Below are 14,263 nucleotides of genomic sequence, written 5' to 3'. Positions count from 1 at the left end.
AACCCTAGCAGAATTTCTTTGCTAGGGTTGAGTATTTAATTATTCAGTTTTTCCCTTCTTTTTTACCAAGCCAAATGTTAGCAATTGAAGAAGTAGTGTTACCAGAACAAGCATTGTTCCTGCAATAACTCCTGAATTTTGTTTCTCACCGGTCTGTGGTAATTGTTGATTATCTGGTGAGCTTTGACTAGCGTTATTCTTACCGTCATTTGCGATAGTTTGAGCAGTCTTAGCTGTTACATGACTTACCACTTTCACTTTTTCAACTGTATCTGTTACAGCTGGTGTTGCCTGAGAACCTGGTGTTTCTGCAGGGCGAGTAGCTGCTGCATGACCGCCACTAGTTGTTGCAGATGCTGAGCCAGGACCACCTGGTTGACCTGAATCTGGTGTTGGCTCTGGATCCGGCGTCGGTTCCGGATCTGGTGTTGGCTCTGGATTCGGTGTCGGTTCTGGATCTGGCGTTGGCTCTGGATCCGGCGTTGGCTCTGGATCCGGCGTTGGCTCTGGATCCGGCGTTGGCTCTGGATCCGGCGTCGGCTCTGGATCCGGCGTTGGCTCTGGATCCGGTGTTGGACTTTCATTCTTGTTGTAGGTAATTTCTACCGATACATTTTCAGAATTTTCATCTGGTGTTACAGCCTCAACCTTGTCTAGACTTGGTGTGTAACCATTAACCTTATCTGGAATATATTCATCCCATGTATTGTTACCTTCAACAACCCATTCAGTTTCACTGATAATCTCACCATTAACCGGGTGCTTCGTTACGTGCTTTACAAATGTCACTTTCTGAGTAATTGTCTTAGTGGTTCCATCAGGCATCATTACCTTAATTTCCCGTACAACTTCTTTTCTTTCAGCATCTACTTGATGAGCAAGGTAGTTAACATGGTGGATTTGATGTTCAGTTTCTCCGTTAACTTCCATTAATTCAATTTTTTCAACGTCTGAAACATGTCCATCCAATGTTGGGATAGCATACTCTTCAAATTGACCCGTTGACCAATCTCCATATTGCTTATCTCCAGTTTGCAAGTTAGTCGTTACCTCGCGAGTTAAAGTAACAGTGTGAGTAATTGTTTCAACCCTTCCGTCTGGATGGTGAAGGTGGATTTCACGGTTGACATCCTTCTTTTCTGTCTCGGTCTTGTAAGCCGCTTCATAACGAATTTCAACTACTGAGTCTTCATCGTCTGGAGTCACTGTTAATCCAGGGACTACGCTTACGGAAGGTTTCTTGCCATCAATTTCTGGAATTGCTTCCTCTTCAAATGACAGTTCTTCTTCACGCCAGCCTTCAGAAATAACTTTTCCATTCCATGGATTAATAACTTTTTCGTAATTGAAAGTAACCTTTTGTGGAATCTCTTTAATCGTTCCGTCTGGAAGAATTAATTTAATTACACGGTTAATCGTCTTTTTACTAGTTTCAACCTTGTTTTGACGGTAGCTAATGTAAACATGTTTATCATCCGCATTAGCATCTGGAGTCACGGCATCAAGCTTTTCAGTATCTGGAGTATATCCGTCAAGCTTTGGAGTAGTAAACTCACCCCATGTTGTATCGCCTTCTGCAACCCATTCGGTTTCACTGATAATTTCACCATTAACTGGGTGCTTCGTTACATGCTTCTTGAACGTTACCGTTTGAATAACCGTCTTCAATGAACCATCTGGCATTGCCACTTTAATTATCCGGTTAACGGTCTTTGTTTCGGCTTCCACTTGATGTGCAAGGTAGTGAATATGATGCTCTTGATCTCCTGATCCACTGGTAACTTCTGATTGCTCAATTTTATCGATACCAACATGCTTCCCATCCTGCGTTGGTGTAACGGAAGCATAGCCATCATGTGACGGGATTACGAATTCTTGGAAGAAGTGGCCCGTTGACCAGTCACTATAAGTTACTTCCTTTGTTTGCAAATTAGTAGTCTTTGTCCGGTGTAGAGTTACCGTATGGGTGATCTTTTCAACCCTCCCGTCTGGATGGTGAATATTAATCACACGGTTAACGTCCTTAGTTTCTGTTTCAGTCTTATAGTCTGCTTCATAACGAACTTCGACTTCAAAATCTTTAGTATCCGGGTTTACCACTACTCGCGGAATATATGTTTTATCTGGCTTCTTTCCGTTAATTTCTGCTGGTCGATAATCATCAAGGAGAATTCCCGTGTCGTTCCATTCGCCGTAGATAACTTCACCATTAGCTTTCTTAGTTACCTGACGAGTGAATGTCGCTGTTTGACGAACATATTCAACATTACCGTCAGGCAAAATTAATTTAATCGTCCGCGTTACTGTTCTGGTTTCAGTTGTGACCTCATTTTGAGGGTAACGAATTTCTTCAACCTGGTTACCCATTTCTGGAGATACCTTAACTTGGCTAATCTCAGAACGATCTGGCGCTACACCATCAACTTTATTAGCATGGTATGCATCGAAAGTATCCTTATCCGTTTGCCATTGACCTTTCGTTTCTACTTCTGTCCACGGGTTTATAATAATGTCCCGAGTAAACGTTACTTCTTGAACGATTTTCCTAGTTGTTCCATCAGGTAGGTACAGAATGATTGTTCTAGTAATCGTCTTACTTTCTGTCCTTACTTCATTCTTCTTCATCTGAACATTGACTTTAACTAGACCTGAATCTGGTGTAACGGTTGCACCAATTACAGTTGCCTGATCTGGATTTACAGAGTAGCCATCCTTAGGAACCACTGTGTAGTCTTGGAACTTCTTCGTTGCCTCTTCCCATTCACCGTAGCTAACGATCTCGCCAGTGTAAAGGTCACGAACGACTGAACGCTTAAATTCTACCGTCTGTCGGGATAATTCTTCCTCCTGAGTCCCGTAAAATCCCAAGATAATTTGTTCGACTTTCCGTACTTCTTCTTCAGTGGCTTTCTTATGCCGAACATAAATATCAATACTCTGGTTCAACTCACCAGTGAACACATATTCCTGAGCTTGATCAACATCGAATTCAAGGTTTGCTGGTAAGTATTCTAGAATATCCGCTAACTTAAACGTACCACCAACAACTCCACTATAGTTTATGCTAGTAATGTATTTATTGTTATTATCTTTATCGTGGAATTTAATTTCCACTTTTGCACTTTCCTGATTTACTGCTGAGGAACTAGGTTGGTTACTAGCTGAACCTACTTGTCCATTACTTTCAGGGGCAGTGCTTGATTCTGGCTGAACGGTAGGTGCCACCGGGGTTTGAACCGTGGCTGCTGAGTCGGCCACCACTTGCGAAGTAGCTTCGCTCGAAACTGGTGTCGCTTCTGTTGCACTACTGACTACCTCTTCATTATTAATTTGGTCAGTATCTTCGTTACTTACTATTTCCGCTGGTTCAACGGTCGTTAATTCGGTTTGAGCTACCTGTGCTTCTTGGTTTACTCTTTCATCAGCTGAGACATTACTCGCGCCGAGAAAAGTTAGTCCTAAAAGGACAGAAGCAACGCCGATACTTAATTTACGGAGACCAAATCGCTGCTTTTGCGGTTGGCCTTTGCGATTCATCATTTGAATATTTTTCTTTGACAACATTTATTATTCCTCCTGTGAGTTTGTAGTAAAAAGTAGCATTATTACAAAGTTACTTCTTATCTATCTGCAACATTCATAGGGGGTTAGACCTAATTCAACCTGCTTTTAGATACTTTTGTAATATTTACGTAATCTTTTTGTAACATAATAATACAATATTGCTAATTCAGGGGGAATACCATCATTCCGGATCATAATTTTCCTTAAGTATTTAAACAAAAAAAGTTCACAAATGTAATTTTAAGCATTTGTGAACTCGTTTTTATTTATGATATGGCAATCCATTAATAATCGTAAACGCCCGGTAAACCTGCTCAGTTAAAACTAAGCGCATCAGCTGGTGAGGTAACGTGAAGCGACCAAATGAAATTTGCGTATTGGCCCGCTTTAGAACTTCAGGACTTAACCCAAGGGAACCACCAATTACAAACGTAATATCGCTGTGACCATACGTTGTTAACTGGTTAATCTCCTTAGCAAATTCCTCAGATGACCGTTCCTTCCCCTTGATGGCAAGGGCATAAACATATTCCTTGTCCTTAATCTTCTCAAGGATTCGCTCCCCCTCTTTGGCCATCACCTCATCCATTTCAGCTTGGCTTAATGACTCTGGAGCTTTTTCATCCGCTACTTCCACAATCTGGAACTTGCAGAACCGACTAAGGCGTTTAGCATACTCCGCAATTCCCGCCTTAAAATACTTTTCTTTTAACTTTCCCACTCCGATAATTTTGATATTCATTTTTCCACCACTTTCAACAATTTATCCACAGAGTTATCCACAAGCAATTACGATAATGCCCTATTTTTCCGAATGTTCGGCAGTAAAATCAATCTGTAATCGCTTTCTGAATTTTAACTTATCCACAGTTATCAACAGAAACAGTCGTTCGTTACCTTCTATCCAAGCCATTGATATATCAACATTTATAGCTGATCGATTTTTGATTAATCCACTTATCCACATCTTGCTCACTCTATTGTGGATAAGTTTTACACATTCACGATCACTGATAATTCAACACATTTACAATAGTAAAATATTTTGAGCCATTTTTCCACCGACTTTTCCACAGGACAATTCACAGCTATTTTTCGTCAAAAAATAACACGAATTGTGGTCGTTATATCACAATCCGTGGTTAGCTGAATGATTAATTACTTAACTTTCTGAATTATTCGCTATTTACCTCCCTTAAGCATATTTATGAGCTATTTTTCCACAAACTGCTGCTACGATTGCTGAAAGTAAATCATCGATAAAGGTGTTCACATGTGCATCAGACGTATCGAATTTCTTCATAATTCCTGTCTTTACCCGATCAAAATAGCCAAAATTAGTAGTTCCAATTGTTCCGTAAATCGTCGCTATCTGGAGAGCAATCGTTTCATCAACGCCGAAAACGCCGACATCATTCTTAATAATGGAAGCAAGGGGTTCTTCAACCTCTCCCTTTTCCGTTAGACGATCTAACTCTAACATTACCATTGCATTGTTCATTAATTCCCGCTTATGCATCACATCAACAACGGCCGCTTCACATTCCTTTAATGTCACCGCTGGTTCATACTGATGTTGTGTTTCGTAAACGATTTTAGCTAAATCAGCTTGCGTTACACCACGATCTTTAAGCCGATTTACGACAAAGTTATAGGCTTTCGTGTCTGGATATTTAAACTTTGGATTGTTCATATTAACTTCTCCCTGCTCTTAATAATAATACTATTATAATGCGAAATCCGCAGATTCCTAACTTGGTTCATTAGGAATCTGCGGATTTGTTATTTAATTATTTACTTAGCTAATTTCAATGTTGCTGTGTGCGGTTGACCATCACGATAATAAGTTACTTTAGCCGTGTCACCAATCTTGTATTTGTACAATGCTGACTTCAGTGAGCTGGTATTTGTAATCTTAGTATCGCCAAGCTTAGTAATCACGTCATATTGCTGTAGGCCAGCAGTTTGGGCATTTGATCCATCTTGAACGTCCATGATTACGACACCCCTAGTAACACTTGATGGAAGTTTTAGAACAGACTTCTGTTGATCCGTTGTTACCCGGCTTAAATCAATCATACTAATTCCTAGAGATGGTCGAGAAATTTTCCCGTTCTTAATTAACTGGTTAATAATTTTGACTACTTCGTTACTTGGAATAGCAAAGCCCATCCCTTCAACTGAAGAGCCATCATTGCTACCGGCTAACTTCATAGAATTAATTCCAATTACCTGTCCGGCCATGTTAATCAGTGGACCACCAGAGTTCCCGGAATTAATTGCGGCATCAGTTTGGATAACGGACGTTAATGTACCGTCAGTCCCACTCTTCAATGTCCGGTTCTTAGCAGAAATAATTCCCTTAGTAACCGTATTGGCATATTCGCTACCCATTGGTGAACCGATCGCAAGAACATCTTGTCCCGCTGCGATTGAATTTGAATTACCAAATTCGGCAACTGTTTTAACGTTTGCTGAGTTAATCTTCAATACAGCTAAATCAGTTGCGGCATCTGAACCAACCAAGCTAGCGTTAACCTTTCGACCATTACTTAAAATTACTTGCAAGGCATTTGAATCCTTAACAACGTGGTTATTAGTAACAATATATGCGGTCCTACCACTCTTCTTGTAAATCACACCGGAACCCTCGCTCGCTGTCTGCAATTTACCAGAATTCTGTGAGTTATCGGAACTAGAGGAGCCACCATTAATCTGGCCGCCAAAAATTCCCATAATTCCTTGATCAGACGACTGAACTTCCTGCTTATTAATAACACTAACAACAGCGTCTTTTGTTGCGTTATAGGCTTTCGTCGATTGATTATTCAAATTAGCCTTATTTTTGTTTACTTTAGTCCCACCTGACTTATTAGAACCAGCAGGAACATTTGTACTAGTGGTTTGGACATGGTTTTCAATTACATTGCCAATTCCTAACGAAAGGCCACCACCAATCAAACCGGCTACTAAGCCGACTCCTGCTACTTTTAGCCAGAATTTATTTTTTGTTTTCCTTGCTTTTTGGTCTTGTTCACTCATCGGTTGACTCCCCCAATCTCATAATCATTATTATCAATATACCGTTAAATTATGAAATTTTAGCGAAAATTTTTTTGTGATTTAATGACTCTTACAGCGTCAATAACTTACTTGGCTTATCTGGCTCAGCGTCAGCAAGTTGAAAATCATGGTTAACACCAAAGTCATGCTTTTCCATCATCGTTGCAACAGTGAGGTGTGCCAATGAACGCATATTGTTATGCTGACTCCGGTGACCCAAAAAGATTCGCTTTGTCCGGGGACCCAAGACATCCATCAAGGCATCGGCCCCCTCTTCATTTGAAAGGTGACCCGTATCACTTAAGATCCGTTGCTTCAATGGCCACGAGTAAGGACCCATTCGAAGCATCTCTGTATCATGATTACATTCCATTAAATAAGCATCAGCATTTCGAATTGTTCCTTCAACACGATCAGAAACGTAACCAGTATCGGTGATAATGCAAATCGTCTTGTTATTATGGTGAACCTGATAAAATTGAGGTTCGGCGGCATCATGAGAAACAGCGAAACTCTCAACATCAATGTCGCCAAGATCTTTGACACTATTAGGTGCAATGATGTGCTTTTGCTCTAAAGGAATCTTACCGACCTTGCTTGCCATTGCATCCCATGTCCCCTTATTAGCGTAAACATCCATCCCGTAACGCCGGGCAAGGACGCCGACACCATGACAGTGATCGGTATGCTCATGCGTAACAAAAATCGCGTCAACGTTCGCTAGGGACCGGTCGATTTTGGCCATTAAATTTTCAATCCGTTTCCCACTAAGACCAGCATCAATTAGGATTCGATGCTCATCAGTCTCTAAGTAGGTTACATTTCCCGTACTTCCGCTTGCTAAAATGCTATAACGTAATGGATTCTGTTCTGTCACCCCGAACTACTCTCCTTTATTTTCGATTTAGTGCTTCAGTATTCACACTCGTTGTTGTGTTCTTCATTATGGTACTGTTAAAGGCATTGATTGGGATTCGATCAACTGCCCCCGAGTTCTTAGTTTTAATTTCAGCAACCCAAGTTGGAATATAAACATTTCGGTTATCCGTGTTTGTACTGAGTAACCGTGAATAACCTAATTGAACCCAACGAATTCGTGAGTTATTAGGAATTTGGTTATGTTTATACAGCCAAATTACCGCCCGTTTCTGACTAATCGTTGTTGTCTCGGGACGAAGAATCCGAACCCCCTCCAAGAAGGTTTGAGTGTACCCAGTAACTTCGTGATTAGAATTTACCCGAAACCGGATCTGACCATCACCATTCATCACGGGACGTCCCTCAACATTTTGCGTATACACAATCATCCGCTTAGTCGAAAGGTTGGGGTTATATTGATAATAACGTCCCAAAGCGATTTGATGATCATTTCGTACTAGCTCATTTAAACGGACATTTGGCGTTTCAATATTAACATTAAATGGCTCGTTAAATTCACTTGTTAATGTATTATCCGCAAAGTGAGCCTCCTGACCATGCAGGCGCGATGATGCTGCATCTAACTGACCGTTTTCAGCCGAACGGTAACCAGAAAGATAATAGCCGTTCTGATGAGCGCTACTTAATTTTCCATAGTTAATGGAATCATCCTTCATTTCCTTTAGGACTAGAGAAGAACGATTACTCTGATTGTTCGTTACAATAAACCGATTTTCAACCAATAATGAACCTGCAATAATCACGTCAAACAGCAAGAAGGCTAAGAAAAAGATCCACTGAATTCTCTTAAAATTCATTTTCTATTTCCCCCTTACTTTTGCAAATCAGTATAGTCAACCCAGTTTCCATGGTAATTAACAAAGTAGGTTGGCGTTAACTTAACAGTACTATTATTATTCGTATTTTCCTTCCAAAGATAACCAGCACGAATCCCTTCAACATCCTTTAGATGGTTACTTGCACGCAACTGGTTAAAAACGGTCGTTGTAGATGGGAGCCGTTCCATTCTTTGATCAATTGGTAATGGAACTTGAATACTATAAAGGCTTAGCCATGTTTTATTCATCCCACTGACCTTTGATGACATCCGAATTTCACCGTAGCCATTGGAATTAAAAATTGGAAAACCTTCAACATAACTCCGGTAGCTAATCGTCCGGTGCTGATTACTTATTCCGTCATAGCGAAGATTATCCATTGGGATTCCAGTTTTAGCTATTCGGTTAAAGAAGTAGCTATATAGTTGACTTTCCTTTGGCACAGCGTCACGACTGACGTAATTCTCATAACGGATTGTACCGTCTTGATGGTTGTAAACTACCCGTTTATTTTCACCGTCACGATAAACGGTTGTGTTACCCTTATGCTCGGTCGAAATTGAAGATTGCTTATTGGTACTAATGAGGTTTTGACTTAAAGTATCAACATTCTGGGAGGTTACCTGATAACCAAAAACTGGGAGCTTAAAGCCTTTCGGGTAAAGTAGCATCGTCTGCCCATGAATTAGTTTATAGTCGACGGCTACTTTACTTGTCCCCTTAGTCAGTGAGAGCAAACTATTCGAACCCTTTGAACGACTAATTCGTGTTCGGTACACTTTATAACCGTGATCCGTCAGTAAATAAATGTTTCGGGGACTCTTTAATGGAATTAATATATGATCAATTTGCTTAACCCGACTCGTATCAATCGACTGTGAAAACGTCTCGTTAAAGATCGTTCCTGTAACACTATCTGGATAACTTATGATTAGCGAGTTAGGTTGATGTAGGTAACTCAAATAAACATCACTATTATTACTTTTAACCAGACTAGCCCGTCCAAGTTGATAGATTCGTAACTGCTTCTGAACAACAGCAATCAAATTCTTCCGTGAACTGTAAAGTAACGACTGCTGCTGACCTGCACCAACATGGACTACCTGAGTTGGCAGGTATAAGTCTCCAATCGACTGAGTTGTATTAAGGTTCCGCGAACTCGAATTATCCCTTGTTCGTTCGTATTGAGCAGGGTTAGACCATATTACTGCAGTTAGAAACAGGCTGATCACAACCACAATCGTTAACGCAATCGCTAACCAATTAGTCTTCAGCTTTTTGATCATCCCATTCATCCCCCTCTTCATATGGTACGTATGGCAAGGAAATATAGAATGTTGAACCCTTACCTTCTACACTATCAACCCAAATCTGACCGCCAAGCATGTTGACGACTTCCTTAGAGATGGCGAGTCCAAGACCCGTACCACCCTGCTTTCGGCTTCGGGCCTTGTCAACCCGGAAGAAACGGTCAAAGATATGGCCTAGGTCTTTCCGCGGAATTCCCAGTCCCTGGTCAGAAATACTCATAATAACGTGATTATGGGTTTCCAAAAGGCGGGCCGTAATGACTCCACCATCTGGAGAATATTTAATCGCGTTGTTCATGATGTTATCAATCACTTGAGTGAACTTATCAGTATCAATCTCAACCCAAAGGTCCTTCTTCGTAAAGAAGCGTTCAATTGTGTACTTCTTCTTTTTCGGGTCTTCCTCTTTCTTAATGATCATATCAAACCGGTTCAAAATATAATTAAATAGTTCATTAATATTGACGTATTCAAGATTTAACTTTGTTGTTCCGGCATCCATTCTTGATAGACTTAACAGGTCATTGATCATTCGAATCATCCGTTCAGTTTCATCCTGAACAACCTTTAAGAATTGTGGAGCAATCTCCTTATCCTGCCATGCACCATCACTTAGCGCTTCAACATAACTCTTGACACTCGTTAGTGGAGTTCGGAGTTCGTGTGAGACGTTTGAAACGAATTCCTTCCGTTCCTGTTCTTCCTTTTGCTGACTAGTAACGTCATGAAGGACACAAACTAGACCACTGACAAAGCCTGATTCACGCTGGATTGGTGAAAAGTAGGCATTCAGGATCAAGTTATTTCCGGAATTGGACATGTCAAGAATCATTTCTTTTTGCTCGCTGTTCACTAGTTGACGAACAGTATAATCATGACGAATATCAAGGACATCAATAATCGACTTGCCAATTAATTCATCCTCATGATCAATTCCAAGTAATTGAAGGGTCATATTATTAACAATCGTGACGTTTCCCCGGCGATCTGTCGCTAGGACCCCATCAGACATGTGTGAAAGGACACTATCAAGACGCCGCCGTTCAGAATCACTTGACTCTTGAGCCTCTTCAACTCGGACAGATAAGTTATTAACCGCCCCAGCTAATTGTCCCAATTCATCATTTCCCATCACCCGAACTTGACCAGAAAAGTCACCACGGGCAATTCGAAGCGTCTGTTTCCGCATCTCTTCAATTGGTCGGGTTATTTCCTGGGAAATAATAATCGCAAGTAGTAACCCAATCACGATTGTAATCAAGGCCGCCGATAAGTAAATCAGGGTAATACTATTAATGTTTGAATAAACACTCTCTAGGCTGGCACGAAGGTAAACAACACCAACGACGTTATTGTTGCTATTATCTACCAGCGGAATAACGTTAATGTAGTAACGTGTATGATTGCTATTATCATAAACATTTTCCGTATGCGAACGATTATTTACTAGGGTCGTCTTAACCATCTGGTCGGTTGTCTTTTGACCGATCATGTTCCGGTTATCAAAGTTACTGGTTCCCCGAACGACACCCTGGCTGTCAATCACCCGAATTTCTGAAATATTATTATTATTGACCTCAGATAATATTTGACGGATCTTTTTGTCGGCCTTTTTGTGGTTGGAATTTACAAGCTGCTCACTTAATGAACTATCAACGTATGATGGCAGTTCGATTGTCTGCTTAAACGTATTTAAGTTTTGATGTTCCAATTGACGCACAAAAACCGCCCCAACGCATTCCAGCGTTAACATTAGCATTAACGCGAAAACGAGAGCGATTTTAAAGCGAATTGATTGGTAAAATTTTAATTTGCTGTTCACAACTGGCTAGCCTCTAATTTTGATCAGGATTTGCTAAGTAGTAACCAACACCACGACGGGTAATCAACCATTGCGGGTGGCTTGGATTATCTTCAATCTTTTCCCGCAACCGTCGAACGGTAACATCAACGGTCCGAACATCACCGAAGTAATCATAGCCCCAAACCGTTTGTAACAAGTGCTCACGGTTAATTACTTGTCCAATGTGTTCTGCAAGATAGTGAAGAAGTTCAAACTCCCGGTGAGTAAGATTGATATTCTCACCACGTTTAGAAACCGTGTATGCCTCAGGGTGAATTACTAAGTCGCCAACTTGAATATCAGTATTTTCTTCCTCTGCCGGTGCCTTAACAGCCGCTTGCCGACGAAGGTTTGCCTTTACTCGAGCAACTAATTCACGGTTAGAGAATGGCTTGGTAACATAATCATCAGCACCGAGTTCAAGCCCTAGAACCTTATCCAGTTCAGAGTCTTTTGCGGTAACCATGATAATTGGTGTAGTATGCTTTGCCCGAACTCGCTTAGCTACCTCAAGTCCATCAATCTTTGGCAACATCAAATCCAGGATGATCAAGTCTGGACTTTCACTTTCAACCTTTTCCAAGGCTTCCTCGCCATCAAAGGCGACCACAACTTCATAGCCTTCTTTTTCAAGGTTAAACTTAATGATGTCAGAGATTGGCTTTTCATCATCAACAACTAAAATTTTTTTAGCCATATCAATCCTTACCTCCCATGTGGGTACAGTTGATTATTAATTTTATTTACGATTAAATTAGTACGTTATTAAAGGTGAATGTTGCTAAATCATCGCCTTTTTCTCTTTTAACATTATAACACAAGAGTGATAGTTCAATTTAATTTCAAAGAAATTGTTGACACCGGGAAAGAAAGATGATATGTTTATATATGTTCTGATTGAACAAGTTATATGGGCAGTTAGCTCAGCTGGCAGAGCAACGGACTCTTAATCCGTGGGTCCAGGGTTCGATCCCCTGACTGCCCATCAGAGGTTTACAAGATCACCATTTCGGTGGTCTTTTTTATTTTTTAAATTTTTTCTTAATTGTTAATCGGTGTCATTAGGGAATGACAAATTAATCCCCGAATGCCTTAAATCTGACACTCGGGGATTATTATTTTTACTCATCTAATTCATTGTCTTCCCAAACTTTACGAATCATTGGATACTTCAGATCGCCAACTTGACTTACTTGATACTTAGCAGCTTTCAATTCAGTTGCATCACCAACCCCAATTGAAACAACACCTGTATCGTTCATTAATGCAACTTGCTTGGCATTAGAACCAATCCCAATACATGCAGCTGGTTGAACATTTAACTCCTGACTTGCCTTTAGGTACGGGTCATCACTATCTACTGGAGAAACAAAGGCATCAAAGAAATCATCGACCTTTAATTTCTGGAGAATCTCTTTTGCATGCCCATCAACATCGTTAACAGCCATGTCAACGTAGTGATCGTAGAAGTTATTTAGTAATCGCTTAGCATTCGGGTAAAGTTTATCTTCGCCGATTCCTTCAATAACCTTAGTATACATTTCGTATTGCTCATTTAACAGTTCATCCTTGTCGGCGTCCGTTTGGTTAAAGTGACTTAGAACAACTTCTAACGCTTGGTGTCGATCTAGTCCGGCTAATTGATGAGCCATCTTTCCTGGCAGCCCCATGCCAAATTCGTACATCGCTAAATTACGCCATGCTTCAAATTGTAATTCATCGGTATCTAAGATAATTTGATTGAGGCTTAAAATTGCACCCTTCATTATTTTTCATCCCTTTATCAATTAATTATTCTTAACTCCTACTTTACAGATACGGACATGAATCTTCAATCATTTTCTATTTCTCCTTATTCTCACTTTAACTTTATTTCCTTCAAAAAAGTCTTGCAAATTCAATTAAAGATTGATATTATAATATCTGTTGTCAAAGACATGGGCAGTTAGCTCAGCTGGCAGAGCAACGGACTCTTAATCCGTGGGTCCAGGGTTCGATCCCCTGACTGCCCATCTTATATAAAAGGTCATCGATTTATCGGTGGCCTTTTTTGTTATACTTAATTAATAATATACATTTTCGAGGTGATGGCTATGTTAGTTGTTTACTTTGTGTTTCTCCTCATTGCAGTAGGAATTATTTATGCCGGCTTGCAAATTTATAAAGGAAATTCAGCTTATTTTCAATTATTGTACGGTCAGCTCCTTAGCAAAAAGGATAAAGATAATTACATTAAGCTTCATCACCGTGCGTTGGGATTACTATATATTGGGATTGGAATAATTGTAGTTATTATTCTTACCTTTTTTCAATTTAAGCATTAGCAAATACCTAAAAGCTACAGTTATCAGCATTGCAACAAATCATTGCTAGACTTTTACTTTCATTCATATATTCAAGCTACATGATTATCAGAACTATTAATTACCCTAAACTTGATCACCATCAATTTAATCCGCTCCCTTCCTACCTATACTACAAGGTAAGGAGGGAGCCTTTTTATGGTTAAAATTCAACGTTTCTTTGCGGATTACCGCAAGCAGATCGTTATGGGAACAACTATCTTATTAATTTTAGCGGAGTTTTTCCACTTCATAATTGTGATGAATCTTCCCTATCAAGTTATTATGGCGGTGGTTGGCTTAATCGGCCTCATCCCCATTTTGCTTACCGCAATTTCGTCACTGCGGGTCAAATTAATTTCAATTGATGTTCTCGTCTCAATC

The 14,263-nt window shown here is 40.2% G+C and carries 11 protein-coding genes, 2 tRNA genes and 1 pseudogene; 4 read left to right on the top strand and 10 right to left on the bottom strand.

Annotated features, from left to right (window positions below):
* Positions 1 to 39 precede the first annotated feature (39 nt).
* The 9 genes from LKJ51_RS02275 to yycF form a co-directional block, all read right to left on the bottom strand.
* Entirely contained in the window at positions 40 to 3,564 is a 3,525-nt protein-coding gene (locus tag LKJ51_RS02275) for a mucin-binding protein (protein WP_291978520.1), read from the bottom strand.
* Positions 3,565 to 3,826: 262 nt separating this feature from the next.
* A complete protein-coding gene (gene rlmH / locus LKJ51_RS02270; RefSeq protein WP_291978519.1) occupies positions 3,827 to 4,306 on the bottom strand; it encodes a 23S rRNA (pseudouridine(1915)-N(3))-methyltransferase RlmH in 480 nt (159 codons plus the stop codon).
* 453 nt (positions 4,307 to 4,759) lie between these two features.
* The gene (locus LKJ51_RS02265; protein WP_291978518.1) at positions 4,760 to 5,257 is read right to left on the bottom strand and encodes a phosphatidylglycerophosphatase A family protein; all 498 of its coding nucleotides are present in this window, start codon (positions 5,255 to 5,257) and stop codon (positions 4,760 to 4,762) included.
* A gap of 101 nt (positions 5,258 to 5,358) precedes the next feature.
* Complete coding sequence (locus LKJ51_RS02260; protein WP_291978517.1) at positions 5,359 to 6,606, bottom strand: S1C family serine protease; 1,248 nt, start codon at positions 6,604 to 6,606, stop codon at positions 5,359 to 5,361.
* Positions 6,607 to 6,697: 91 nt separating this feature from the next.
* On the bottom strand, positions 6,698 to 7,504 hold the full coding sequence (locus LKJ51_RS02255) for an MBL fold metallo-hydrolase (RefSeq protein ID WP_291978516.1): 807 nt from the start codon (positions 7,502 to 7,504) through the stop codon (positions 6,698 to 6,700).
* Between the two features lie 16 nt (positions 7,505 to 7,520).
* The gene (locus LKJ51_RS02250; protein WP_291978515.1) at positions 7,521 to 8,363 is read right to left on the bottom strand and encodes a two-component system regulatory protein YycI; all 843 of its coding nucleotides are present in this window, start codon (positions 8,361 to 8,363) and stop codon (positions 7,521 to 7,523) included.
* A gap of 14 nt (positions 8,364 to 8,377) precedes the next feature.
* Positions 8,378 to 9,670, bottom strand: a complete 1,293-nt coding sequence (locus tag LKJ51_RS02245; RefSeq protein WP_291978514.1) for a YycH family regulatory protein — start codon at positions 9,668 to 9,670, stop codon at positions 8,378 to 8,380.
* The gene (walK, locus tag LKJ51_RS02240) at positions 9,648 to 11,516 is read right to left on the bottom strand and encodes a cell wall metabolism sensor histidine kinase WalK (protein WP_291978513.1); all 1,869 of its coding nucleotides are present in this window, start codon (positions 11,514 to 11,516) and stop codon (positions 9,648 to 9,650) included. Before walK ends, LKJ51_RS02245 begins: the two co-directional genes overlap by 23 nt.
* A 13-nt stretch (positions 11,517 to 11,529) precedes the next feature.
* Positions 11,530 to 12,234, bottom strand: a complete 705-nt coding sequence (gene yycF, locus LKJ51_RS02235) for a response regulator YycF (protein WP_291978512.1) — start codon at positions 12,232 to 12,234, stop codon at positions 11,530 to 11,532.
* A gap of 215 nt (positions 12,235 to 12,449) precedes the next feature.
* On the opposite strand from yycF, the gene LKJ51_RS02230 reads away from it, so the two are divergent.
* Positions 12,450 to 12,522 (top strand) — tRNA-Lys (locus LKJ51_RS02230).
* Positions 12,523 to 12,658: 136 nt separating this feature from the next.
* Here LKJ51_RS02230 and LKJ51_RS02225 read toward each other — a convergent pair.
* Positions 12,659 to 13,303: an HAD family hydrolase gene (locus LKJ51_RS02225; protein ID WP_291978511.1), complete on the bottom strand. Its 645-nt coding sequence runs from the start codon at positions 13,301 to 13,303 to the stop codon at positions 12,659 to 12,661.
* A gap of 173 nt (positions 13,304 to 13,476) precedes the next feature.
* Between LKJ51_RS02225 and LKJ51_RS02220 the strand changes: the two genes are divergently transcribed.
* From LKJ51_RS02220 to LKJ51_RS02210, 3 genes and pseudogenes are all read left to right on the top strand, one after another.
* A tRNA-Lys gene (locus tag LKJ51_RS02220) sits at positions 13,477 to 13,549 on the top strand.
* A gap of 81 nt (positions 13,550 to 13,630) precedes the next feature.
* Positions 13,631 to 13,861 carry a hypothetical protein gene (locus LKJ51_RS02215; protein ID WP_291978510.1) on the top strand — a complete coding sequence of 77 codons (231 nt, stop codon included), beginning with the start codon at positions 13,631 to 13,633 and terminating at the stop codon, positions 13,859 to 13,861.
* 177 nt (positions 13,862 to 14,038) lie between these two features.
* A pseudogene (locus LKJ51_RS02210) lies at positions 14,039 to 14,263 on the top strand (heavy metal translocating P-type ATPase); the annotation flags it as partial.

Source organism: Limosilactobacillus sp. (assembly GCF_022651205.1).
In the GTDB taxonomy this organism is placed as follows: Bacteria; Bacillota; Bacilli; order Lactobacillales; family Lactobacillaceae; genus Limosilactobacillus.
This window is presented reverse-complemented; position numbering and strand designations above follow the sequence as displayed.

Coding starts and splice junctions, on each gene's coding strand:
- LKJ51_RS02275 (WP_291978520.1), bottom strand. CDS start 3,564: ATGTTGTCAAAGAAAAATATTCAAATGATGAATCGCAAAGGCCAACCG.
- rlmH (WP_291978519.1), bottom strand. CDS start 4,306: ATGAATATCAAAATTATCGGAGTGGGAAAGTTAAAAGAAAAGTATTTT.
- LKJ51_RS02265 (WP_291978518.1), bottom strand. CDS start 5,257: ATGAACAATCCAAAGTTTAAATATCCAGACACGAAAGCCTATAACTTT.
- LKJ51_RS02260 (WP_291978517.1), bottom strand. CDS start 6,606: ATGAGTGAACAAGACCAAAAAGCAAGGAAAACAAAAAATAAATTCTGG.
- LKJ51_RS02250 (WP_291978515.1), bottom strand. CDS start 8,363: ATGAATTTTAAGAGAATTCAGTGGATCTTTTTCTTAGCCTTCTTGCTG.
- LKJ51_RS02245 (WP_291978514.1), bottom strand. CDS start 9,670: ATGATCAAAAAGCTGAAGACTAATTGGTTAGCGATTGCGTTAACGATT.
- yycF (WP_291978512.1), bottom strand. CDS start 12,234: ATGGCTAAAAAAATTTTAGTTGTTGATGATGAAAAGCCAATCTCTGAC.
- LKJ51_RS02225 (WP_291978511.1), bottom strand. CDS start 13,303: ATGAAGGGTGCAATTTTAAGCCTCAATCAAATTATCTTAGATACCGAT.
- LKJ51_RS02215 (WP_291978510.1), top strand. CDS start 13,631: ATGTTAGTTGTTTACTTTGTGTTTCTCCTCATTGCAGTAGGAATTATT.